Here is a 23,846-nt window from a genome sequence, read left to right on the forward strand (position 1 = left end):
ATTAAACGTTTCCTAAAAGAGCAGGAAAGGCCTGTGCGATAAACTCAGTGAATGTTTCCGGGCAAGAGAAAACAGTTTTCATTTTAAACTGGCCGCGGTCTTTATTAGCATTGAAGTAGTCTTTTAAGTGGATCGGTGAAACAATTTTAACAATCGGTTCTGCAAGAATGAAGTCTTCTCTACAATCAGAGTAGTCTTTATTTTGCTCAGACATAATAGCGTCTAATAAATCTGACACTTCTTTTTCGTTTTTCGTTTTTAATTCATCAGAAAAAATTGTCCATTGGTAACAAGGAATACCTTTTCTATTTGATGGGCATAAGAAGTAGTGGTCAACATTTACTGAAAGCGTTTTATTCAGTGTTAAAACTGAATCCAAAACATGCTCATCACTTGTTTTTTCCGCTGCTAAGTTGATCCCACTTCCCATTCTTCCTAAAATTTCGAAAGTTAAAATAGGTGCTACCGACTTAATTCTAATGATGTCTTTCATTGTGTAGTTCACAAACCCATTAGAGGCCGATGTATTGACGAAGTAAGACTTCCCTTCTTCAATATCCCCAACACCAATTGTTCTGGATAAATCGTCTGCATCAGTGAATGTAAAAAGCATCTTCGGGTGAAAAGCATAAATTTGTTTTTCATCGCGGGCATTATTAATAGAAATTCCAAGTGGAGCTTCTGTCGCAGCATAAATTCCAAAATAGTTTAATTTCTTTCCAACTAAAGTATTAAGTCTGTCTCTGTATGGATCGATTAAAGTCGCACCATAAATAACCGTTTCAAGGTTCGGCCAGACTTCTTTAATTTCTTTTTTACCAGTCTTTTCTAAAACGTATTCGAAAATAGAAATTAAGTACGAAGGAATACCTGAGGCCACCTTAATATCTATTGGGATAACCTGATCACTTAACTTATCAAGTTTTTGCTCCCAGTTTTCAATGGCAAGAATATCATTCGTTGGGAAAGTGACATTCTTTAAGGCGTAAGGAGTCTGAGCACTTAGAATTCCTGAAATATAACCGTAACTAATTCCATTGTGTTCATAAGTTTCTGGGTTTGATCCGTAAGTTAATCTTGCAGAATTCACCAGATCGATGCCTTCCACCAACTCATTCACAACTGAAGCAAGCATTTGTTGTGAGTCTTTGAAAGTCGCAATCATTTGTTTGTTATAAGGAATTTTCTTTGAGTCTTTCCCACTCGTTCCGGAAGTTAATCCAAAATAAAGCGAGTTATTATTAAACAGAACGTTCTTCTCACCATCAATGAGTCTATCAATATAAGGCTTGAATTCATCGTAACCACGAACGCTGACTTCATTAATGAATTGTTCATAGGTAAAAATCTTATCCATTCCCAGGTCATTATAGATATCTGTTCCATCAAGTTCTGTTTTTAGTATTTCAAAGTTCTCACGTTGCACTTGTAAAAATTGAGACTGCGATAGTGCCAGACTTTGGTATTTATTTTTTAAAATAATTTTAGAAATAATTCTTTTGATTGTTTTCATAAAACCCTCACTAATTTTTGTTGCAACGAATTTTTATCAAGTGAGGCGTTACAGTGCACGACAAGGCCTCGACAGAATTTGAGTGGTTTTGTCAAAATTGACGGATGATGCGGTTTTTTGTCAAAGAAATAGGAGAAATTTCGTAGGCGTATAAAAAAAGGGCCCTCGATTGAGGGCCCTTTTTATTTTAAAGATAATACTTAATAGCGGTCACAACTTTCCCAGGCTTAAACCTTAACGTTGCTCTTAAAACAAAAGTCATCTGGTTATGCAAGAACTGGTGATACCAACTCTTCGTAATAAATTCCGGAACAATAACCGAAATCATTTCTTTACCTGACTCAACATGAACCTTATCAATATAAGCTAATAGCGGACTTAAAACCGATCTATAAGGCGACTCTAAAACTTCCAGCGGTAATCCCTGAGACCACTTATCCCACACCTTTAACATCTTTGCCGTCGCTTCTTTATCAACGTCAACATAACAGACGCGTACATCGTCACTCACGGTTAAAGCGTATCTTACGGCCTTCACAACGCCAGGATGAATCCCCGAGATCGGAACGATGGCAGTAAAATGCTCGGTCGTTTTAAGATCAATATCCTGATGGTAGCTATCGCGTGCTAACTGGTGACCAACGGCCACATAATGGCTTTTAATCTGTTTAAAGAAAATAACTAATGATGGGATAAGGATAATAACCATCCATGCACCAGACATAAATTTTGTGATTCCAATTACAATCAAAACACTAAGTGTTGTAAGAGCTCCGAGTGCATTGATTGAAAGTGCTTTTTTCCAGTGAGCTTCTTTATATTTTATATGGTGAATAATCATTCCAGTCTGAGACAGTGTGAATGATAAAAATACTCCAACAGCATATAAAGGAATCAGTAAGTGGGTTGATCCTTTAAAAGCAATCAATAAAAATGCGGCCGCACAAGTAAGGCCGATAATTCCGTTTGAGAAAACTAAGCGATCCCCTACACTCGACATTTGTCTTGGTAAAAAACGATCTTTGGCGATTAAAGAAGTTAAGCGTGGAAAGTCTGCATAACTTGTGTTGGCCGCCAGTAATAAAATTAATGCTACTGCAACTTGAGTGGCATAATAGAAAACGTTGTGTCCAAAAATCTGACGTGCCAGTTGAGACATGACAGTTTCACCACCGTGAGATGGAACGATTCCATAAACGTGAGCAAGTAATGTAATTCCTAAGAAGAAACTTCCTAAAATAAAGGCCATCCAAAGCATCGTAACTTTAGCATTGTGCTGAGAAGGTTTTCTAAAAATAGGAACACCATTAGAGATGGCCTCGATACCTGTTAAGGCCGAGCACCCTGAAGCAAAAGCGCGCATTAATAAAAACAGCGGCACTTCCGGATAAGACTCATGGATTACCGGATGAATCACAGGTGCATAACCCATAAAGATTTTATAAGCACCAACACAGACCATTAAGAGAATTGAAAAAATAAAAAAGTATGTGGGGTAAGCAAAGATGTTAGAAGACTCGCGTAGACCGCGAAGGTTTAACATCATTATAGTAAAAATAATTAAAACACCAATGACAACCCGGTGTTCTGCAATAAAAGGAAAAGCTGATCCAATGTTTTCTAAACCTGCTGAAACCGAAACTGACACCGTTAAAATGTAATCAATTAAAAGTGCAGCACCTGCAACAAGGCCCGCGTTCTCACCTAAGTTTTCTTTGGCAACAGTATAAGCTCCACCACCGTGAGGGTAAGCACTAATCGTTTGCTGATATGAAAGTGTAATGATTAAAAGAAGAGCTGCAACTCCAATGGCCATTGGTATTGACCATGCCATCGCCGTGATTGCAAAAAGAGATAAAGGGATAAGAACTTCTTCAGTAGCATAGGCCACTGATGAAAGAGCATCTGAAGATAAAACGGCCAAGGCCTTCCATTTGGGAATTCTTTCTTCTTCCAACTTATCTAATGTAAGTGGATTACCAATAAAAACGTGCTTAATCCTAGAGATCAACATTTGCCGTCATCCTTTTGTATTCAATTTCGAAAAGATTGCATGGTACTCCCAGTACTTTAGGAAATCAAAAAAGCGTAAATAAATGGGTGTAAATTTACTAAATCTTTACTAAATCTTTACGGAATGACGCTTAAAAACCAGTAACACCCTACAAGATATATGAGGGTTGAAGGTGTTGTAGCACTATATATAGTGGTGGTCCGGCCTTTTTTTAGCTTTTTTTTATTTAATTACACTTAAATTTTCTCGATGTAAGTTTTAATTAGATGTGAAAAAATAGATTCATAGGACCATTTTTGCCTAGTATAAGTGTTTGGAAAAATACATATTTTCCGAATCTACGAAAAATGATAAAATAAAATAGTCAATTAATTGCTGGCCCTCGTCTGGGAATTAATTAGTTTTTAAACTCACCATATCTTGTTATCTTTTATTTTATAGAGTGATTTTATCAAATCTTTAACGAGAAATTAGCGAGCATTGGAGCTCAAAAGTTTTTTTAGAAATGTTTTAAGAACTTTATACACACACACAACGATACTAGAGACATTCAGGAGTCAACACTATGGTAAAGGATGCCAAGTCAGCTATTTTAGCACCGAACGATGATCGCTTCGTGCTTTTTCCAATTAAATATCACCAGGTCTGGGAGATGTACAAAAAACACATGGCGGTTTTTTGGACTTCAGAAGAGATCGATTTAGTTCCAGATTTAAATGACTGGGAAAACAAACTTAACAATGACGAAAGATATTTCATCTCTCACGTTCTAGCGTTCTTCGCTGCAAGTGACGGGATCGTTAACGAGAATCTTGCACTTCGTTTTTACAAAGACGTGCAAATTCCGGAAGCAAGATGTTTTTACGGATTTCAGATTGCGATGGAAAACATCCACTCTGAAACGTACTCACTTCTAATTGATACATACATCAAAGACGCAAAAGAAAAAGATAAGCTATTCCACGCAACTGAAAACATGGCGTGTGTTGCAAAGAAAGCTAAGTGGGCCCTTAACTGGATCTCATCTAAGAAATCATTTGCTCACAGACTAGTAGCTTTCGCTGCGATCGAAGGGATTTTCTTCTCTGGATCTTTCTGTGCAATTTACTGGTTGAAGAAAAGAGGACTGATGGCCGGTCTTTGTACTTCAAATGAATTCATCTCTCGTGATGAAGGTCTTCATTGCCAGTTCGCATGTCTTCTTCACTCAATGTTAGATGCTGATGAGCAATTATCAGTTGAAGACATTACTGCGATCATTACTGAAGCAGTAGAAATTGAGAAAGAATTCATCCTTGAGTCTCTTCCAGTATCACTTATTGGAATGAACGCTGAATCAATGTCTCAGTACATTGAATTCGTTGCAGATCACTGGTTAACTCAATTAGGAGCACCAACGTTCTACAACACTAAAAACCCGTTTGAGTGGATGGAATTAATTTCGCTTGAAGGGAAGACAAACTTTTTTGAAAAACGAGTTTCTGAGTACCAAAGACCTGGAATTCTCGGAGAGAAACAATCACACACATTCACAATAGACGCGGAGTTTTAACATGTACGTTATTACAAGAAGTGGCGAAAGAGAGCCAATTAAGTTCGACAAAATTACAGAAAGAATTGAACAACTATGCTTCGACCTAGATCGCAGCTTTATCGATCCGATGAAGATCGCTAAAAAAGTTATCGAAGGGATTTATGATGGAATCACGACTGGTGAGCTAGACCAACTTGCAGCTGAAACAGCGGCATACTTATCTACTCAACACCCTCAGTATGCTACCTTGGCGGGTAGAATTGCTGTGTCTAACCTTCATAAAGAAACTCGTGGATGTTTCTCTGAAAACATCAAAGCAATGTTCAACTACCATAACCCGATTACTGGTGAGTATTCACCACTAGTTTCTTCAGACCTATATGAAGCTGTTATGAAGAACGCTGAAATCCTAGATAAGTCTGTTGTTGATAAACGCGACTTTAACTACGATTACTTCGGATTCAAAACTCTTGAGAAGTCTTACCTTCTAAAGATGAACGGAAAAATCGTTGAGCGCCCGGGACAAATGTTAATGAGAGTTTCTCTAGGGATTCACTTAAACGACATCGAGTCTGCGCTTAAAACATACAACCTAATGTCTGAAAAATATTTCACACATGCGTCTCCTACTCTATTTAACTCTGGAACAAACAAAGCTCAGCTTTCGTCATGTTTCCTGTTAACTATGAAAGACGACTCGATCGAAGGTATCTACGATACTCTTAGACAAACGGCCCTGATTTCTCAATCAGCTGGTGGTATTGGTCTAGCGGTTCACAATGTTCGTGCAAAAGGAACTTTCATCAAAGGAACTAACGGGACTTCAAACGGTATCGTTCCAATGCTAAAAGTTTTCAACGATACAGCTAGATACGTTGATCAAGGTGGAGGAAAGAGAAAAGGTGCTTTCGCTATTTATCTTGAGCCTTGGCATGCTGATATTTTCGACTTCCTAGAAATGAAAAAGAACACAGGTAAAGACGAGCAAAGAGGAAGAGATTTATTCTACGCTCTATGGATCCCGGATCTTTTCATGAAGCGTGTTGAAGAAGATGGAATGTGGTCACTATTTTGCCCACACGAAGCTCCAGGACTTCCAGATTGCTCTGGGAAAAAGTTCGAAGAACTTTATACTTCTTACGAAGCTCGTGGACTTGCAAAGAAAACTATCCGCGCACAAGACCTTTGGTTTGCTGTTCTTGAATCGCAAATTGAAACTGGTTCGCCGTACATGCTTTACAAAGATGCAGCTAACGAAAAATCTAACCAGAAAAACCTGGGAACGATTAAGTCATCTAACCTTTGTACAGAAATCCTTGAGTACACAGCTCCAGATGAAGTAGCTGTTTGTAACCTTGCTTCAGTAGCACTTAACAGATTCGTAGATAAAGCGGGATCAACTCCGTTCTACGATCACAAGAAACTATACGATGTTGTTTATCAAATGACGGTTAACTTAAACCGCATTATCGATATCAACTACTACCCGGTTCCAGAAGCTCGTAACTCGAACATGAGACACAGACCAATTGGTCTAGGTGTTCAAGGACTAGCGGATGCATTCTTTGAAATGAGACTTCCTTTCGAATCGAAAGAAGCGCTTAAATTAAACAATGACATCTTCGAGACTATTTACTTTGCAGCTGTTACAGCTTCAAAAGATCTAGCAGCGAAATTTGGCCCTTACGAAACTTATAAAGGATCTCCAGTATCAGAAGGTATTTTACAATTTGATATGTGGGGCGTGAAACCAACTTCAGGAAACTGGGATTGGACGGCACTAAAATCTGAGATCGCTCTTTACGGAGTAAGAAACTCACTTCTAGTAGCTCCAATGCCTACGGCATCGACATCTCAAATTCTTGGGAACAACGAGTGTTTCGAGCCGATCACTTCAAACATTTATGTTAGACGTGTACTGAGTGGAGAGTTCGCTGTTGTTAACCGCTTCCTGGTAAACGATCTGATTAAGCTTGGTCTGTGGGATGATAAGATGAGAAACGAAATCATTGCTAACAATGGTTCGGTTCAAAACGTAAACTCAATTCCAGACGAAGTTAAAGCTCTATACAAAACGATTTGGGAAATTAAGCAAAAGTCTGTTATCGACATGTCAGCAGGTCGCGGTCCATACATCGATCAAGGGCAGTCGCTTAACGTATTTATGGAAGATCCTAACTTCGGAAAACTGTCTTCAATGCACTTTTATGCATGGAAAGCAGGACTTAAGACGGGGATGTATTACTTAAGAACTCGTGCAGCTGTTAACGCTGTTCAGTTCACAGTTAAGAATGATGCTCCAGTTGCTAAGTCTACTGAAGAGCAAATGGCAGCAATGGTTTGTTCAATCGACAATCCAGAAGACTGTGTAATGTGTGGGTCTTAATTTTTTAGATTAAAAAATTATTTTGAAATAAGAAGGCCAGCTGTAAAGCTGGCCTTTTTTATTTTAGTGTTCAAGTTGCAAAAGTTTTGGATACTCATCCCCATCTTCTAATGTCCAGATTGGGGCAGTCGCAGGAACAGGTGTTCCATTCATTAGTGCCAGGTGATAAGAAAGGGCACGGTTATCATCGTCTAAAGTGATATTGAATCCTCTAGTTGCGAAGTATGGAAGACTTGCTAAGTCAGTAAATGTGGCCAGCTCTCCATGTTCGGCAAAGTTGCGGTAACTTTGATAAAGAGCAAGAGATTCACCATTAGCAGGACAAGTTCCAAGTAAAGAAGAGATACTTGAAAGTGAAATTGTGCTGGATGCTGCAGTAAAAGGAATTAAAAATGGTGTTGAGCGATGAGCAAGAGCTCCTGTTCCCGAACCAAAACTTCCAGACATTGAAATTGTATTAGTTCCCGGATCACATGAACTAACTGTTAAATTAGTTGGTCCCCACACCAGGTAATCATTTAAAGATAATGCAGACGCAACACTTCCACTATTAATTTTTCCAATGATTGGTCCAATTGTTCTTTCATCAGTTGTATTATCAGTATCAACTTTTACTGTTAAATCACCTGAACTTTGTGTCCCAACAATTTTCCCTGCGAAAAATACATTTTCAATAGAACCTGAAGCGTCTTCTCCTACAAGTCCACCAATGCCACTAGCAGAAGAATTAATCGCAAGATTCATATCCATTTGAGAGACGTAAGCGTTTCTTAGTATCCCGCCATTTTCACCAACAAGACCACCAACTTTCGTAGGTGGACCACTAACTAAATTCATTTGTCCGCTAGCTCTTACTTGGTTGATGACTCCACTTGATAAGTTGACCCCAGCGATTGCACCAACCTTACTAGCAGGTACAAATATTGAGTCTACAATATTGACTTCAGCAGATGCTCGTAAAATAGTTCCATTATTGGCCCCGACAACTCCACCATAATTTGAATCTCCCACCATATGCACACCTTGCAAGTTTGAATCTTTAATGACTCCATTGTTTTGAAACGCTAAAGTTCCAAGGAATGAGTTGGCAATAATAGAAGAACTGAAAGATTTTACATTTGTAATTTCACCATTGTTGATGCTTGAGAGAAGTCCTACATTACTTACACTATCAGCACTTGTATAAACTCTATTAGCATATAAATTTAAATTAGAGACAACTGCTCCATTTGAAATCGTTTTAAATATTCCGACTTCACTGTCCATTACGTTGTCGATATTAACATTTAATCCATAAAGAGCGTTTCCTTCTCCATTTAATTTTCCGTTAAAGGTATCAACAGCAACAACGGCACTCGCTACCACGCTGAGAGAAGAAATGTTAATTGAATCCGCCATACGATAATACTCAGATGAACTGCGTCCGTTCATACTTATAAACTGATTAAGCGTACAAATGACGATAGGGTTTGTTTGAGTTCCTCTGGCAAGAGTTGAGACCTGAAGTGGAATACTTAAAAGATTGTTGGCCACTAAACACTCTCTATTTTCCCAGCTCAATCTCGGAGTCATACCGTCGCTTGCGGCCAATTTCCATGCAGTAGGAGTACTCACACTCGTTAAGAAGTTTGCACTTTGCCAACTGACACTTCTTAAATTCGAATACGAGTCCACCACGTGAGCTGTAGGAATGTTCGTTGCATCTGTAAAACAAGTGTTGATAGTTCCGCCTGCTCCGACAACAGTCCCTGAATAAGTCATAGTCCCAGCACCAGTATACAATTGTTTTGTATCTGAAAAACAATTGGTAATAGTTCCTGAATTATAAGCGGTAATACCACCGGCATTAAAAGTTCCAGGCTGATTTCTTAAAGATGAGATCGCCATAGTTGAATAGATATTTTCCATCGTTCCAAAATTTTTTGCGGCAATTCCACCAGTATAATTGGTATTAGTTGCAATATATCCTTCAGAAAAACTAGATGAAATCATTCCTCCTGCGGCATTCGTCGCAACCAGACCTCCTGCAAAGTCTGGAACAGAAGCATTTGATTGATCAGTGGTCACAATTCCAGAGAACATTGAGCCTCTTAAAATTGAAGTAAACTGACCGACAAGGCCTCCGACATAATCAGTTCCACGGACTTTGAATTTTTTTAATAATACTTTCTCAAAGATGAATCCAGTCCCTTGTGAGTTTCCGGAAATACCACCCGAGTAATTGCTTCGCGCTTCAACTTCACCACCGTCAATTTTAATATTTGAAATTAAACCATTTCCATTAACTTCTCCGGCAATTCCACCAACGTAACCTAAACCTCTCACTGAAAGATTTTTGAAATTGATATTTTTAATAGTCCCCGAACTTCCATTATTTTCTCTAGTACCAAGTACACGTACAAAACCGATCTCAGAAAGAGATTCAGCAGTAATACGTGCATTGGCAATTGTGTAATTGGCACCATCGAAGGTCCCAATAAAACCAACATCACTTGTCGGGACACCAGAGCCACAAAGGTGCCCGTCTAGTGGATTTAAATTATGATACTTATCAACACCTGAACCAACATTCCCTGAACAAATTGGAGCTGAATAAGATCCTACACCCGGAAGATTTGAAGCTTTATTCATATCAAGATCATTAACAAGTTTATAGTTTGCACTATCGTAAGTAGCTAAGAGCGTATTTCTTTCACCAATTTGGTTTAACTGCCATTCAGTACAGATTTTATAAGGACGTATTGCTGATCCTTCGCCGCCGGCAAATGGGTGTGACCCAATAGTTGTAGAATTATTTATGTAAGGCGCGCATAAAACAGATCTAGGCAGAGAAAATTGATGCTTGATCGCGATGTTCGAGGCCACAGGAGAAGTAGAAGTGCAGGCACTTGCTCCAAATTTAGTCGCAACTGGTAAGAAAGTTCCACTACAATTTGTTCCATTCCATGTCCCAAAAAACTGATCACATTTATTTTTTTTATCTTCTTCAGTACCAGTGAAATCAGGAGTTGATGGTGCACATGTGCTGCTTGAAACTAAAACATGATGTTCTGGAGCTGTCGAAGTGGCCAATCCCTGATTAAGTGGAAATCTATAAACACCTTTTGGATCATTCACATCACAGTTAACAGAACTCATGAAAAATTCAATACTACCAATAAAAGGAGTTCCGAGACCTCCACTTGGGAAGTTAATCGGCAATCCTGAAGAATAAATATTAGGTGTCGTATTCGCACTATCAATCATTTTACAATCAGAAACAAGTGACTCACCTTCTATAGAAATTCCGGCACCAGTTTTTTTATAATTGTTAAAAACAAAACGATAAGAAAGAGCACTACCTTGATTTTGCTTTCCACAACTAAAGCCAGTCGTCGCATTTATCCCATCACATTCTTCAATAAAAATATCTGCAAAGCGATTGAGTGTAGAGGCCAAATAAGACTTCCCACCAGAAAACTCAGCATCAGTACAGCTGGCATTAGTCAGTGACATCGAGATCGTTGCAGCAGTTCCATTTAATTGATTGATGCTTTTTCCACAATGAACTTTTCCATTCATTGCAGTTGAGTCGTTCCCCCACATTAAAGCATAAAAAACCCACGCTCCGTTGGGAAGTTCCAGGTCTTCTTCTGTGGCATTTATTTTTTTACCGAATGTATCTCCGGCCGAATTTTTTCCGAATAAAATCGCGCCACCACTTCCGATGCCGCTGCTTAAATTGGTAATGCCTGAAAGATTTAATTTTAATTTCGCTGTTGTTTTTTTAGTTGCCTGCGAACAGGACACAACTAAAAAGCTGATGAGAATCGAAATTACAATTTTATGTTTTGTCATCATCACATACCCCAAGAAACCAACTAGTTTTTCATACTATTCTAGTAGGTTATCGGCAGGTGCCTGTGATTTATTTAATCCTATAAACTTATAGCAATGTTCAAGAGAACACCCCTAAAAAACTGCCTTAATTTTGAGGCTCTTATGGCCTCTTTAATGAGCTATAAATAACTTAGGGTATCCTTCGTCAGACATAACCCAAACCGGCCTGTCTTCCGGTGGATATCCAGTTTGAAGCCAAGTCTTATGAGCACTCAAAAGACGTTGAAAACCAAATCCGAAGGCACCTGCATCCTCCACCATATTCAGCTCTCCTGAACCACAAAATGCATAGGTTCTAGACGAACTTGAAACAGATAAACTTGAAGGACAAAAATACTCAAAACTTTTTAAGTTACGCATTGAACTGCTGTGAACTTCTGCATGACTAAAATCAGGTTCAGTTTTAATCGGATAAAAAGTCGTCGTTCCAACTGCAATACCGCCAGCACTGCATGGAAGTACAAAATGTCCATCATCAAGATTAGAGACGATCGACCCTATCCCATTTGAAAGAGTGGATGTAATTCGTGAACTAACATGAGCTCCAGATATATTTGGAAGATATAATCCATCCAGATAAGGAGATGTTAAAACCAAAAAAGCACTTAGATCGTAAGTGAATATATTTCCAGTTTGATTGCATCCATTAACAACTACCGGCGATGAACTAAATCTAAAAACATTTCCTGTTAACTGATATGAATTTTTATAAGTGGCGGATGAATCACCAAAACCTGCAAAACTTTGTACGTTTGCACTAGTTGCACTTAAAGGAATAGGTGTTTCATTAAGAGCTAATACATTTTTAACTTTGGCCCCATCGAGAACTTGTCCAAAGACCTGGCCATAAGTAGGACCAGCGATTCCGATTATTAATTTAGCAGAAGGTTTTACAAGAATGTCTTCGGCAACACCAAAATGACTCCCAACAAAAGCACCAATACCAGAACCAGATCCGGTATTACCTGTTGCTGAATTTACAATAGTTCCACTGATATCTGTTTCTGAAATCTTTCCAGAGTTAGTCGCTGCGGCCAGACCAACGTAGATATTATCTGTATTTGCTAATAAGGTCAGAGTCCCGGAGACTTGATTCCCCGTCAGCACACCTTCGCTCATATTCGATCCAACAAGTAATCCACCACTATTTGTGATTGAACTCACTGAAGAAATTTTATTGCGATAAATGCGCCCATAATTTATTCCGGCCACAGCACCTGTCATATCGGCCGTACTCTTTTTTATATTCACAGATAAAAATTGATTATCAAAAATCTGCCCTGCTTGTTGATTAACTCCGACAAGTCCTGCTGCAGGATTGGCCATACTAATAATATCGAGATAAGAAGCTGCAAAAATAGTATTGCTAATTTTTCCATAATTGTTAGCAATGATTCCTGATGTGGTTGTCGTGGCCAGATTATAAATACCACCAATAACATTTCCATTACCGTTAATGGTTCCAGAAAAAGAAGGTATGATATCGATCGCTGCGATTTCTCCAATACCAAGATTATCGGCCACAATATAATTAAGCGTTGGGTAATTTTTTATTTCCTTCCATTGCTCTTTATTACAAAGAACAATTGGATTTGTTAACGAGCCTTTTGTTTTCGATTGCAAGGCCACTGAAAGATTATTTGTATTAAGAGCACATTCTCCAGACTCCCAAGCAAGTCTTGGAAATGAAGCTCCCGTATCCTTAAATAGTGAAGGTGTACTGGATTGAATGAAATTATTTTTAGTTGTAGTGGTTTCAAATGTTGATAATTCTTGCGTATTCCCTAGGGTGATCCCACTAAACCAAGCTCTATAAAGAAGTGTTCCTTCAGAATTTACAACAGTTGCTGGAGCTCCACCACTAAGAGGGCCAACACTACAAGGAGTGCTTTTTTCAAAACATGGATGCATGATTGAGCCATGATAAAAAGAATTAGTGACATTCGAAAAAATGGCCCACTTACCAACAAGGCCTCCGATATTACCACCTTCACCAATATCATATGTGCCAGGTCCGAAATTCATGCGGGAGTAACTATTGTTAATATTAACTCCTAGAGGTGCCGCACCAACCAGACCACCGGCCCAAGATGATCCATGAACAAGAGCAGCTCCTGAGCTATAGGATTCATTAATGGTTAAAGGAGTGATCGAAGCTGCTCCTACCAGACCTCCAGCAGCGACCTGTGTCCCAGCGGCAGTAATCACACCTTCAAAAGAAGATTTATTAATGGTGAGTGGAATATCAAGCATTTTAGTATCGCCAACCAGACCTCCTCCAAATCCTTGAGTGCCATCAATTCGAATAAAACTTTTTTTAACGTTTAGATTATTTAAAACAGCGACTGTTGGAGTATAGGTCCCAACAATTCCTCCGACAGCGGTCTGCCCTCTGACTTTTGATTTTTTAAGTGACAGGTTTGATAACACTCCAGATGTCGATCCCGAAAACGCACCGACGTTTGACGTCCCTTCAATTTCAATATTATTTAGTGTCAGATTTAAAACTGATCCGCCATCTCGAATAAAACCAATATTGCTTAATTTACTATGCAGTCTGATATTTGAAATAGTGTGATTATTCCCTCTGAATACACCGGTTCCAAAATGAACTGCAGGAATTTCATTACAGCTCTCATCATATAATCCACCAATGGGAATAAAATTGGCCCCAGGGCCTAAACAAGAATTCACCGGCCCATTTCCCAAAACAGAAGTAACATTCATATCCAGGTCAGCATGAAGGGAGAAAGACTTATCAGTGTAAGCAGCTCCAATACTATTGAGTTGATACTCTTTACAAATTCGAAAAGGATTAGCAGGTATTCCTACTCCCGCTGCAAACACATGAGGGGATTTAACAGCTGGATCAATTCTTTTTCCACTACATAAAACATCATCGGGAATGGTTGTAATCAATTCGAATTTCTTAATTGGGCCCACGGTATAAGTTCCGCCGTAAGCGATACAGGCATTTTCAGAAATTTCAGTTTGAACATATGTTATTAAACCATTACAGACTCCTGCTGAATAACTTCCGCCAAAAAGTCCGCAGCTGGTCTCGGTAAAATTGGATCCATTACAAGTTCCGTTGTTAATAAAGGTCATAGCATTTGGATTAGGAGTGGCCTTCAATCCCATTTCAAAATTTTCTTTGGCAAAACCTTTTGGATCTGTTTCATCACATGATGAAACGCTGAAAAAAGACTGTAGAACTGTAAACGCTGGAATGACACCATTTCCAACTGGCAGATGAGTATCAATCATTTCATTTGTGCCGCCACTGTGACATGCTGAAACTAAAGCGCCTCCGCTGAACTCAATGGCCCCGCCGCTTGCCTTTTTAAATGCAGGCATAAGAAGTCTTCTTGATGTCGTTTTGCCAGAGAGATCGCCCACTCCACAACCAAGTCCATTGTGATTACTTAACTTGTCACATTCAAAACGTGAGATAGTCGGAAATTCATAAACTCCAGAACGAAGACTTACGGCCGGAGAGAAATCGCTATCAGCACAAGTCGCATTGGATAAATTAATATTGATCTGTGCATCTGTTCCATTAAAAATAGAATTGGATTTTGCACAACGAGTGAGACCTTGAAAATTATAAATAGTATTTTTGCCTTCCCAGGCAACAGACCAGAAAGACCATGATCCATTAGCAAGCTCGAGACTCAGCTCTGAACCTGTAGAGATATTTACACCGAACATATCCCCTTTATCTGATTTCCCCCAAAGCATGGCACCACCTGCACCAGCACTTCCAAGATCAGTAAGAGATGAAATTTTTAATTTGAATTTTGCATCGGTCTTTCCCGGTGTTTTCGCGCACGAAGCAACCAAGATAAGTAAAATGAGGGCCTGGAGAAGAGCATTCATCTTCATGTAAATAAAACCCGTTGTCATTGCTAACGTACTTGTCAGCTTTCGTTCAAGGGTTTCTTCGGATAGTGGACGATTACAATGAAGTTTTTTATTAAGGATATAGAACTATTTTTTAATAATCTGTTTCTTTTTTTAAAAAGAAACAGATTACTGTTGAATAACTAAATATTTACGATTGATATTTATAAACGCGGATGTCATACATCTGCACTTTTTCAAGATCAATGACTTCGCGATACTCTTCAGTGATATCAACATAACCAGTTAAATCACATTCTGATTTTCTCAGGTAATACCTAGAAACTAATATCGCCCCAGGCTTCAGGCCTGGTTTAATTTTTTGCATGAATTCTTTTTCAAGGCCCCCTTGAAAATATGAAGGAACATCACTTAAAGAAAGGAAGTCATATTGCTTTTCACCTTTTGCAAGATAGCTCACAAAATCTTCCTGCACATAATCCACTTTTGTTTTTGAGTGATTCACTCGCTCAAAGTTTTCCTTTTGCGCTTCAACCGGAACACCTAGAAGGGATTTAACTTTTCCGTAAAAACATAACTGCAGGAAAAAACTTTTCTGAGCAAGGTCCCTCGTGAAGAGTCTTTCAAAAGATTGAAAGTAATAATCAAAATGAGACAGTGGAGAGTTTTTAGTAATGAAGTCCCCTTTGTATAAAAGGGCATTGAACATTGCTTTGTTCCCAAGGATCTGGATTAAGGCCTTCCATCTCTTCATTGGAAATTTTGTACGATAGTATTCTGTTTGCTCAGCAAGATTATCGAAACGCAAAATACGATCGTAATCGGCCCCTAATAAAACGCGGTTAACTTTTGCAAAGACCGCAAATGTTCTTTCCCACTTTCCTAAGTATAAAAGTGAATCGAAATCGATTTCAGTAAAGACTTGTGTGAAAAACTCTCTGGTTTCAGGGTTTAAAGTGACCTGAGCAAATAATTTTTTGCGCTCCGTTTTATTGTTATCATCTGAATAAGGATAATAACCCCAGAACATTAAAAATTGTTCATGAGTTAATTCTCTGTAAGTTGCAAGTCGCAATTCTGCCAGCCTCAACTGTTCCTTAGATAAATCTGACAAAGATAAGATTTCTGCCTTCTCATGCATTAGCGGAAGCGATCTTCCTCCTGAGCCACAGATAGAAAAAACATTCACGGGTTTTAGTGCTTTAATCATTTCAATTTCAACACTCGTGTCTTCGTTACCTAAGGTATAGTTCAGTCCAGAAAAATACTTTTGTCCCATTTAACTCTCACTTATAAATATTATTATTTAGATTTTTTTAATTTTCTCTCAGCATGCTCTTTACATAAATCAAATTCAGCATCAGTGATAAATCCACTGTGCCCCATGATTTGCGATAAACGCACTCCGTGCTCACGAGACAGACGGTCGATCTCAATAACTTTTTCGTAATTGATGTTTCTTGAAAGTGTGAAAGACTCATACTTTCCTTCCATCGCCAGAAGTGCCGTTTCGGCCAGACAGGCATAAACGATATTTCCTTCCAGACCTAAATCGATATTCATATGCACTTCACCTGGAAGAGTCACCTCTCCGCTGGCAATAACTAAAACATCCGGTCTTCTGATGGCGTCTTCTTCTTTAATATCAAACGGACGAGACACGTCACAGATCACGCATCCAGGTTTTACTTTCATAATATCTAAAACGGTTTTCCCTTGCCCTGAAGTCGTCGTGATAATCAAATCACACACGTCAGAGAAGTTATCAGCGTCAGTTGAAATTTCCACATTTGCTTTTGGATTGATTTTTAGAATATCGTCTTTAAGCTCCATTAACTTATAAGCACGAGGAGCAACGATAATAATCTTATCCCACGTAAGCGCCAGAATTTTTGCTGAAACAGCTCCAATACTTCCGGTTGCACCAACAACCATTACAGTCCCTTTAAAATGTCCGTCGACTTTTTTAACGAAGTCTAACTTCTCTACCGCAAGTTTTGCGGCCCAAAGAGTTGAAGCGGCCGATAAAGAGTTTCCAGTTGTCACCGGAATAGGACTTAAACGGTCAATCGTCACCCCCGCATCACCTACAATTTTCGTGTAAGCACCAAGCCCCATGATTTTTGATCCGGCGGTAGAAGCTTTCTCACATAATTTTAAAATCTTATTATAGATAACGCTGGCATCTGCTTGCATCATCTTTTTGGGAGTTTCTGTAATTGTATAAATTAATCCTTCGACCTTTCTTCCATTCTTCTCACTGACCACACCTTGAATTTTTCCATAGTAAAAACCTGGAGACAAAGTCAGTGCTTCTTCAGTTAATTTTTCAAGAGGTTTTGAGTATTTTCTCATGAACTTTAAGTAGGGATGCTTAAATAAATAACTCGAGGAAAGTGGATGGATTACAAAAGAGAATTTAATCACTTCATCTGTATCCAGATTAAAAGATTTAATCTCCGGAGAGAATTTAACTTCTTCTACCATTTTGATGACGTCGTCTTGTTTAACCGACAGACCTTCACCTTTTTTAATCTGAATAATCCCTTCTAAAATAGCATAATTCATCTTAGGGTCAGATAACTGAGGAAGACAAACAAGAGCTTCTTTAAGCCCTGCTTCTTTTAATTTCTTTTCTAATTGTGGTGAAACAATATCAATAATCAATGTGCGCCCTTTTAAGTGCGACAGATTAAGAAAGTTAATGTTGGCTTCGTTACCAACTAAAATATCACAGCTCAAAAATTCATTGAGTGCTCTACTTTTAAACATTGATTTATTATCAAAATCAGGAATAAAATTCTTTTGAACTTTCATCGCCTTTAAAACCGGACTTAAAGTCTTTAAAAACTTTTCCAGCGTTTGTGGACTATGAAGATTAAATGGAAGTTTTAAAAGGAAAAACGGATCGGCCATAACCAGTTTGTTGCACAACTCTGATAAAGGCTCAACGAAACTAATCTGCAATCCACCAGAGTAAAAACCAATTGATTTGCGATTAAAAAACATCGGATTCTTAAGATGAAAAAGTCTTAATGCATACGGGACGTAAACGTCTTTAACGATTTGTCCGTCCACAATCGGCGTGTACCTAGCTGCCGTTTTCAAACGTGAGCTTAACGGGTGAAGAAAAAAACCTTTTTTGAATTTAATCTTTTGCGGAATCCCGCTTATACAAATGACATCACACTGCCCATCATATTTTTTAATTAAACTTTCTGTGAGTTCAACATCAAAATTTGTAGAGTACTGGATGACTCGATAAACTTCACCAAAGAAGTCTACCTCTTCATCAAAATTGTATTGATCCTGGGCAAAGGCCAATGAAAGAATCGTTTTCATAATTTACTCAATAATCAGTTTAATAGATTATGATTTGCCAAATAGAATACTTTTGAAAGTACTGTACGTACTCTCATTGATCTCAGGCAAATCCTCTAAAGTACTGGTCTTATCGTATGAAATTCGTGAAAACATAAATGGTAAAACTTCTTCGGGAATACCTAAGAGTTTTAGTAGTGAATTGTGAATACGGTTTTCTTTTACCGGAAAATAATGGGTCTTAACTCCGAATTTTTTATTCAGGTCGCGCAGGAATTCCATAAGAGTTGGAATTTCAGAACTTACCAGATGGTAAGTTTTAAGATTCACTTTATGGTTGTCTCTTTCGATCAGGAGTTTAATAAAATGAGCACAATGGTCTACCGGAATGATCGGAAGCTTTGAGCGTGGGTTAAAGCTTAATGGAACAATCGGAGTGTATTTTAATAAATGAGAGTATTTTTTGAAGGCCTCTAAGAAATAATAAGGGCCATCGATCTTTTCCATTTCAAGTGTCACAGAATCACCAATAATGATTCCTGGCCTGATGATACGAGTAACAAAGCGCTCGTTCACGTTATCTCTTACCACTTGTTCTGCTAAGTATTTTGTCTCTGAATAACTATCTCCAAAATTATTTCTCTTTGGAAGTTGATTTTCATCCAGGAAATACACCTCAGGATCGCCAACGGCGATCGTTGAAACATAATAGAATGCTTTTAAGTTTTTCATCCCTTTTAACAGGTGAAGCATATTTTGAGTTCCCACAACATTTTGCAGGAAGCAGTCCGAGTAACTTGCACTTAAATCATATAAAGCTGCCGCATGTAAGACGACATCAATTGAATCCAATAATTTTATTTTCTCAGATCCTTCCAGTGAAATAACATCCAAACTTGTGATATCACCTTTGATGCATTTTACGTTGGGGAATTCAGTAAATTTTGAAAGTTGTTCTTTGCGGGACACCACATAGATATTTTCATATTGAGCAGCTAACTCACGAATGAGATACCCACCTAAAAATCCTGTCGCACCTGTAATTAAGATATTCATAGTTATGTAAGACTCACCATCTGACCACTAAAGTTAGATAGGTCAGTCTGATCCTTTGGAGAAAAAACAGTTAAAGCACCTGGAAGACATTTTACATTCCAGCTCTTAGCTGCATTAAAAATTTCTCCGTCACCAAAGAATGATAATTGGTCTGCACCATCAAGCAAATCAATTTTTGCTTCTTCAGTTTCAAACGTGATTAAGTTCTTATCATCATGAGGGAAATTTCCATTTAAGATATTCAGTAAACAGTTAATCAACTCCAGACGGTTTTCATGCTTTAGAATCATGATATTAAAAGTTCCATCCTGATGATTAGTATTAGGTGCTACTTCAAAACTTCCGGCAAGCATTGGCTGATTATTAATCAGAATAAGTGGTGCCACTACAACTTCATTATATTCTTTTGAAGCAATTTTAAATTTATAACTTGTAATCTCTCTCTTTAACATTTTTTTAGCAATGAAAAGTGAGTAGATATTCTTTCCTGAAAACTTCATAAACTTTTTGAAGTTCGGATAAGCTTTTCTTAATTCATTAATTTCGTTTGCCACTTCAGCAGCAAAACCTAAACCACCGTTTGTGGCCATGAAAGTTCCGTTGATGTTAATCAAGTCGATCTTTTTTCTGGTATTTTGTCTAAGAGTTTGCGTAATTTTTTTGATGTTACCGCTTGATCCAATTACACGAGCAAAATCGTTTGCTGTCCCACCAGGAACAACCAAAAGACCAACTCCTGTGCCGGCAAGTTTTTGGATAATAGAATGAACTGTCCCGTCTCCACCAACTGATAAAATAGCATCGACCTTATTTTCCAGATCGCGATCCAGGTTTTCGTGAAGCTCTTCAATAGAATTTGAAATGGGGTACTCGATTTGGCTTCTGAAAAGAGCATTATTAATCATTCCTTGCCAATCACGACTTCCATTCGAAGCTTTCTGGTTCAGATAGACCGATATGTTCTGCATAAGATTCCTCGGGCGTTTTAATATTAGTTACCCCCTATCTTAACTTGCCCACGGATTAAACCGATTGCCTTTGAAAAAAATACATTACATGGCTAAACTATAAACAACTGATTTTTTGGAGTCATATGAAAATACTGGTAGTTACTAGCGAAGTTACTTTTGTCCCTGAAAATTACAACCTGTTTCTGGAGGGTTTGTTTAGTGAATTGTCCTCTGAAAATGAACTCTCTCTTGAGCTTGTGATCCTAAAGAACAACTCACCGGCCTTAACGGCCAAGGGTCTTGCTCTCGCTCTTATGGGGGCCAGGCACATCGGCTTTCACTTGATGAAAAATACTTTAAAGGCCGCTTTCAAAGACCGCAAAGAATTAACTGATAAGTTTAAAATTAAAACCCATTACTTTGAAAACCCCAATACACCGGAGTTCAGAGAATTTATTAGGACTCATGAGACTGATCTTTTAATCAATGCACGCACGCGCTTTATTTATAAAAATAAAACACTAAAACTTCCCAAGATTGCGGCCATCAATATTCATCACGGTCTGCTTCCCGATTACCGTGGAACCATGTGCGACCTATGGGCCTTGAAGGAAGACCGTCCTACCGGGTTCACCATTCACGTAATGGATAAAAAAATAGACAACGGCGCTATCATTAGAACAGTCCAAACCAGCGTCCTGGGAAACCCACTTCGATCGAATTTTGCCACACTTATAAAAGAAAGCTCAAGAATCGAAGGAATAGAGATGGCAAAAACCATTTTAACTATCAAAAAAAATTATAACCTACCGATACAGGCAGACAATATTTCACTTAATCCTGTTTACACTAAAAATCCTAAATTTTTAGATATCAGGAAGTTGTTACAAAAAGGCATAGAACTATGACGAAAATGATTGTTCACCACGGCTCACCTGGAAAGGGATCGGACTTCGCACATCTAAAAAACCAATTAAAAGATATAGAGATCATCGATTACGATCGTGTTCTTGCAACTAGTACAAAAGAAATTGAAGCCGCTGATATTCAACTGGGTTATTCATTTGGTTGTGTCGAAGCGATTAAACAAGCTGTGCAAAACAAAACGACAAAACTTGTTATTCTCGTTGCTCCCTATATGTTTCCAGCGAAAAAACCTGGCGCACTAATGAAGGCGTTACTTTTAAGTGATCTTTTTAGAAATGTCGCTCTTCCCATGCTGGCGAAAAAAAGCATTGAGAAGATGGTAAAAGAAAGCTCTCACCCGAAACAGGCCCCTGATCATTACATCAAAGACTCGCTTGAGTATTACAACGCCGAACGTTTGGCGATGTCGCTTTTAGAAAAAGATATTTCACACTCTGAAGTTTATAAAATGCTAGAAACTCTAAGAGACAACAACGTTCCAGTTGTCGTCATTATGGGTGAAGGTGATCAGACTTGTTATAAAGGGATCAACCGCGAGCGCCAATTCAATCCATTACTTACTTTTAAAAATATTAATATCAAATTACTTCAAGACGGTGGACACGCCCTATTGTGGACTCACACAAAAGAGCTTGCCGGTTTAATTGAAGAATCCATGGGGAAATTTATGGGTCAATCAAACGGTAGTGATAAAAAAAATAAAAAATTTGGTTATTTCGATGGGGCCGATGCCAACAATAACGTGGCAAGCTTCCTGAGAGATCACAAAGAAAAATTTCCAACGAGAAATATTTTAACGTGGGTTAACCCTGCTGATATCAAAAACTGGAACGGCGATATTAATACGCCACTGCCTCACCAGTCAGTTAAAGTGGCCGAGCTTGATCATTTAGTTGCCGTTCTTGCAACTGAGTTTAAAAACCAGGGCATCAAGTCTGGTGACAGAGTTATTCTATTTTTACCAATGTCTCTTTATATGTATGCCGCGATGTTTGCCCTTCAAAAGATGGGAGCGATTCCAACTTTCCTTGATTCATGGGCAAGACGTGACCAGATGGGTGTCAGTGCCAAGGTTGCCAATCCAACAGCAATGATTAGTGCTGATCGTGCTTTTACTTACCTTGCTGACGTTCCAGAGATCGCACAAATTCCCATTAAGATTGTTGCCGGTGAAGTGACATCGGAAATTAAATACACAGCTCGCTTAGAAGTTTTACTTCAAGGTAAAACTCCAGCAAGTGATCTTCCGGTTGAAAAAGAGCATCCTGCTCTTATTACTTTTACCACTGGATCAAGCGGGACACCAAAAGGTGCCGACAGAAGCCATCGTTTCTTAGCTGCTCAACATTACGCTTTAAACCGCCACCTTCCATACGCTGATGGCGATAAAGATTTACCAGTGTTCCCTATTTTCTCATTAAACAACCTTGCGGCCGGAGTTGAAACAATCATTCCAGCAATCGATGTAGGTCAACCACAACCGACAGACGCACTTGTTTTATTCGTTCAGATGAAATCAGCAGGTGTCACGTGCACGACATTATCACCTTCACTGTTTAATCACCTGGCGACATTCTGTATCGAAAAAAACCTTCGCCTGGACTTCTTAAAGCGCATTGTAACAGGTGGAGCGCCTATTTCGAGAGATGACGTCGCAAGAATGAAGAGTGTCGCTAAAAACGCTGAAATCCTTGTTCTTTATGGATCAACTGAAGTTGAACCAATGGCCCATATTGAAGCGGTAGAAATGCTGGCCGAAACTCAGGACGTGGATCCTGAAATCGTTGAAGCAGGTGTTAACGTTGGAGCGCTTGATAGTGGTCTTCAATATAAATTTATTCATATTGAAAAAGACGCTGTTTATGTCAAAGCAAGTTCTGATTGGGATAAATTAGAAGTTAAACCTGGAGAGGTCGGAGAGTTAATCGTTGCAGGTGAACACGTGTGCGAGCGCTACTTCAATAACGAAGAGGCCTTCTTCCGTGCAAAAATCCGCGATGAAAAAGGTATAGTATGGCACAGAACCGGAGACCTTGGAAAACTAGACAAGCACAATAATCTTTGGATTGTTGGTCGCGTTCACAACGCTATTAACAGAAAAGGGCAATACTTCTTCCCTGTCCGCGCGGAAATCATCTTAAAGAAATTCCCGTTCGTTCACAGAGCGGCCTTCTTAGGAATTGCTGATCCAACTCTTAACGAAAAAACCTACGCAGTTTTTTCAAGTGAAGATAAAAATCTAAACATTGAAGAAGCAAAAAAAGAAATTAAGCGCGTTATGGAAAAAAATCAATTTATCGTTGATGAAATCCTGCATGTTGATGACATTCCGATGGACCCACGCCACCATAGTAAGGTTGAGTATGAAGTCCTGAAGAAAAAAATATTAGGGAAAGCTTAAT

Annotated in this window: 12 protein-coding genes; 4 read left to right on the forward strand and 8 right to left on the reverse strand. The window is 38.6% G+C overall.

Annotated features, from left to right (window positions below):
* Nucleotide 1: 1 nt before the first annotated feature.
* Nucleotides 2-1,513, reverse strand: a complete 1,512-nt coding sequence (locus tag SHI21_RS18775; protein ID WP_323578618.1) for a GH3 family domain-containing protein — start codon at nucleotides 1,511-1,513, stop codon at nucleotides 2-4.
* A 187-nt stretch (nucleotides 1,514-1,700) separates the two neighbouring features.
* Nucleotides 1,701-3,527 (reverse strand): APC family permease, encoded by a 1,827-nt coding sequence (locus SHI21_RS18780; protein WP_323578620.1) that lies wholly within the window; start codon nucleotides 3,525-3,527, stop codon nucleotides 1,701-1,703.
* A gap of 565 nt (nucleotides 3,528-4,092) precedes the next feature.
* On the opposite strand from SHI21_RS18780, the gene SHI21_RS18785 reads away from it, so the two are divergent.
* Both SHI21_RS18785 and SHI21_RS18790 read left to right on the forward strand, forming a co-directional pair.
* Nucleotides 4,093-5,079, forward strand: a complete 987-nt coding sequence (locus SHI21_RS18785) for a ribonucleotide-diphosphate reductase subunit beta (RefSeq protein WP_323578621.1) — start codon at nucleotides 4,093-4,095, stop codon at nucleotides 5,077-5,079.
* 1 nt (nucleotide 5,080) lies between these two features.
* Nucleotides 5,081-7,447: a ribonucleoside-diphosphate reductase subunit alpha gene (locus tag SHI21_RS18790; RefSeq protein WP_323578622.1), complete on the forward strand. Its 2,367-nt coding sequence runs from the start codon at nucleotides 5,081-5,083 to the stop codon at nucleotides 7,445-7,447.
* A 63-nt stretch (nucleotides 7,448-7,510) separates the two neighbouring features.
* On the opposite strand, the gene SHI21_RS18795 is transcribed toward SHI21_RS18790, so the two are convergent.
* The 6 genes from SHI21_RS18795 to SHI21_RS18820 form a co-directional block, all read right to left on the reverse strand.
* Nucleotides 7,511-11,287, reverse strand: a complete 3,777-nt coding sequence (locus SHI21_RS18795; protein ID WP_323578623.1) for a hypothetical protein — start codon at nucleotides 11,285-11,287, stop codon at nucleotides 7,511-7,513.
* Between the two features lie 150 nt (nucleotides 11,288-11,437).
* Nucleotides 11,438-15,232 carry a hypothetical protein gene (locus tag SHI21_RS18800; protein ID WP_323578624.1) on the reverse strand — a complete coding sequence of 1,265 codons (3,795 nt, stop codon included), beginning with the start codon at nucleotides 15,230-15,232 and terminating at the stop codon, nucleotides 11,438-11,440.
* Between the two features lie 148 nt (nucleotides 15,233-15,380).
* The gene (locus SHI21_RS18805) at nucleotides 15,381-16,469 is read right to left on the reverse strand and encodes a DUF3419 family protein (RefSeq protein WP_323578626.1); all 1,089 of its coding nucleotides are present in this window, start codon (nucleotides 16,467-16,469) and stop codon (nucleotides 15,381-15,383) included.
* 23 nt (nucleotides 16,470-16,492) lie between these two features.
* On the reverse strand, nucleotides 16,493-18,532 hold the full coding sequence (locus tag SHI21_RS18810; RefSeq protein WP_323578627.1) for a hypothetical protein: 2,040 nt from the start codon (nucleotides 18,530-18,532) through the stop codon (nucleotides 16,493-16,495).
* 27 nt (nucleotides 18,533-18,559) lie between these two features.
* Nucleotides 18,560-19,567 carry an SDR family oxidoreductase gene (locus SHI21_RS18815; RefSeq protein ID WP_323578629.1) on the reverse strand — a complete coding sequence of 336 codons (1,008 nt, stop codon included), beginning with the start codon at nucleotides 19,565-19,567 and terminating at the stop codon, nucleotides 18,560-18,562.
* Between the two features lie 2 nt (nucleotides 19,568-19,569).
* Nucleotides 19,570-20,535, reverse strand: a complete 966-nt coding sequence (locus SHI21_RS18820; RefSeq protein WP_323578630.1) for a diacylglycerol/lipid kinase family protein — start codon at nucleotides 20,533-20,535, stop codon at nucleotides 19,570-19,572.
* A 125-nt stretch (nucleotides 20,536-20,660) separates the two neighbouring features.
* Between SHI21_RS18820 and SHI21_RS18825 the strand changes: the two genes are divergently transcribed.
* A complete protein-coding gene (locus SHI21_RS18825) occupies nucleotides 20,661-21,425 on the forward strand; it encodes a formyltransferase family protein (protein ID WP_323578632.1) in 765 nt (254 codons plus the stop codon).
* A complete protein-coding gene (locus tag SHI21_RS18830; RefSeq protein WP_323578633.1) occupies nucleotides 21,422-23,845 on the forward strand; it encodes an AMP-binding protein in 2,424 nt (807 codons plus the stop codon). The genes SHI21_RS18825 and SHI21_RS18830 overlap by 4 nt, the downstream gene beginning before the upstream one ends.
* Nucleotide 23,846 lies beyond the last annotated feature (1 nt).

Source organism: Bacteriovorax sp. PP10 (assembly GCF_035013165.1).
In the GTDB taxonomy this organism is placed as follows: Bacteria; Bdellovibrionota; Bacteriovoracia; order Bacteriovoracales; family Bacteriovoracaceae; genus Bacteriovorax; species Bacteriovorax antarcticus.

Coding starts and splice junctions, on each gene's coding strand:
- SHI21_RS18785 (WP_323578621.1), top strand. CDS start 4,093: ATGGTAAAGGATGCCAAGTCAGCTATTTTAGCACCGAACGATGATCGC.
- SHI21_RS18810 (WP_323578627.1), bottom strand. CDS start 18,532: ATGAAAACGATTCTTTCATTGGCCTTTGCCCAGGATCAATACAATTTT.
- SHI21_RS18805 (WP_323578626.1), bottom strand. CDS start 16,469: ATGGGACAAAAGTATTTTTCTGGACTGAACTATACCTTAGGTAACGAA.
- SHI21_RS18820 (WP_323578630.1), bottom strand. CDS start 20,535: ATGCAGAACATATCGGTCTATCTGAACCAGAAAGCTTCGAATGGAAGT.
- SHI21_RS18830 (WP_323578633.1), top strand. CDS start 21,422: ATGACGAAAATGATTGTTCACCACGGCTCACCTGGAAAGGGATCGGAC.
- SHI21_RS18825 (WP_323578632.1), top strand. CDS start 20,661: ATGAAAATACTGGTAGTTACTAGCGAAGTTACTTTTGTCCCTGAAAAT.
- SHI21_RS18815 (WP_323578629.1), bottom strand. CDS start 19,567: ATGAATATCTTAATTACAGGTGCGACAGGATTTTTAGGTGGGTATCTC.
- SHI21_RS18775 (WP_323578618.1), bottom strand. CDS start 1,513: ATGAAAACAATCAAAAGAATTATTTCTAAAATTATTTTAAAAAATAAA.
- SHI21_RS18800 (WP_323578624.1), bottom strand. CDS start 15,232: ATGACAACGGGTTTTATTTACATGAAGATGAATGCTCTTCTCCAGGCC.
- SHI21_RS18790 (WP_323578622.1), top strand. CDS start 5,081: ATGTACGTTATTACAAGAAGTGGCGAAAGAGAGCCAATTAAGTTCGAC.
- SHI21_RS18795 (WP_323578623.1), bottom strand. CDS start 11,287: ATGATGACAAAACATAAAATTGTAATTTCGATTCTCATCAGCTTTTTA.
- SHI21_RS18780 (WP_323578620.1), bottom strand. CDS start 3,527: ATGTTGATCTCTAGGATTAAGCACGTTTTTATTGGTAATCCACTTACA.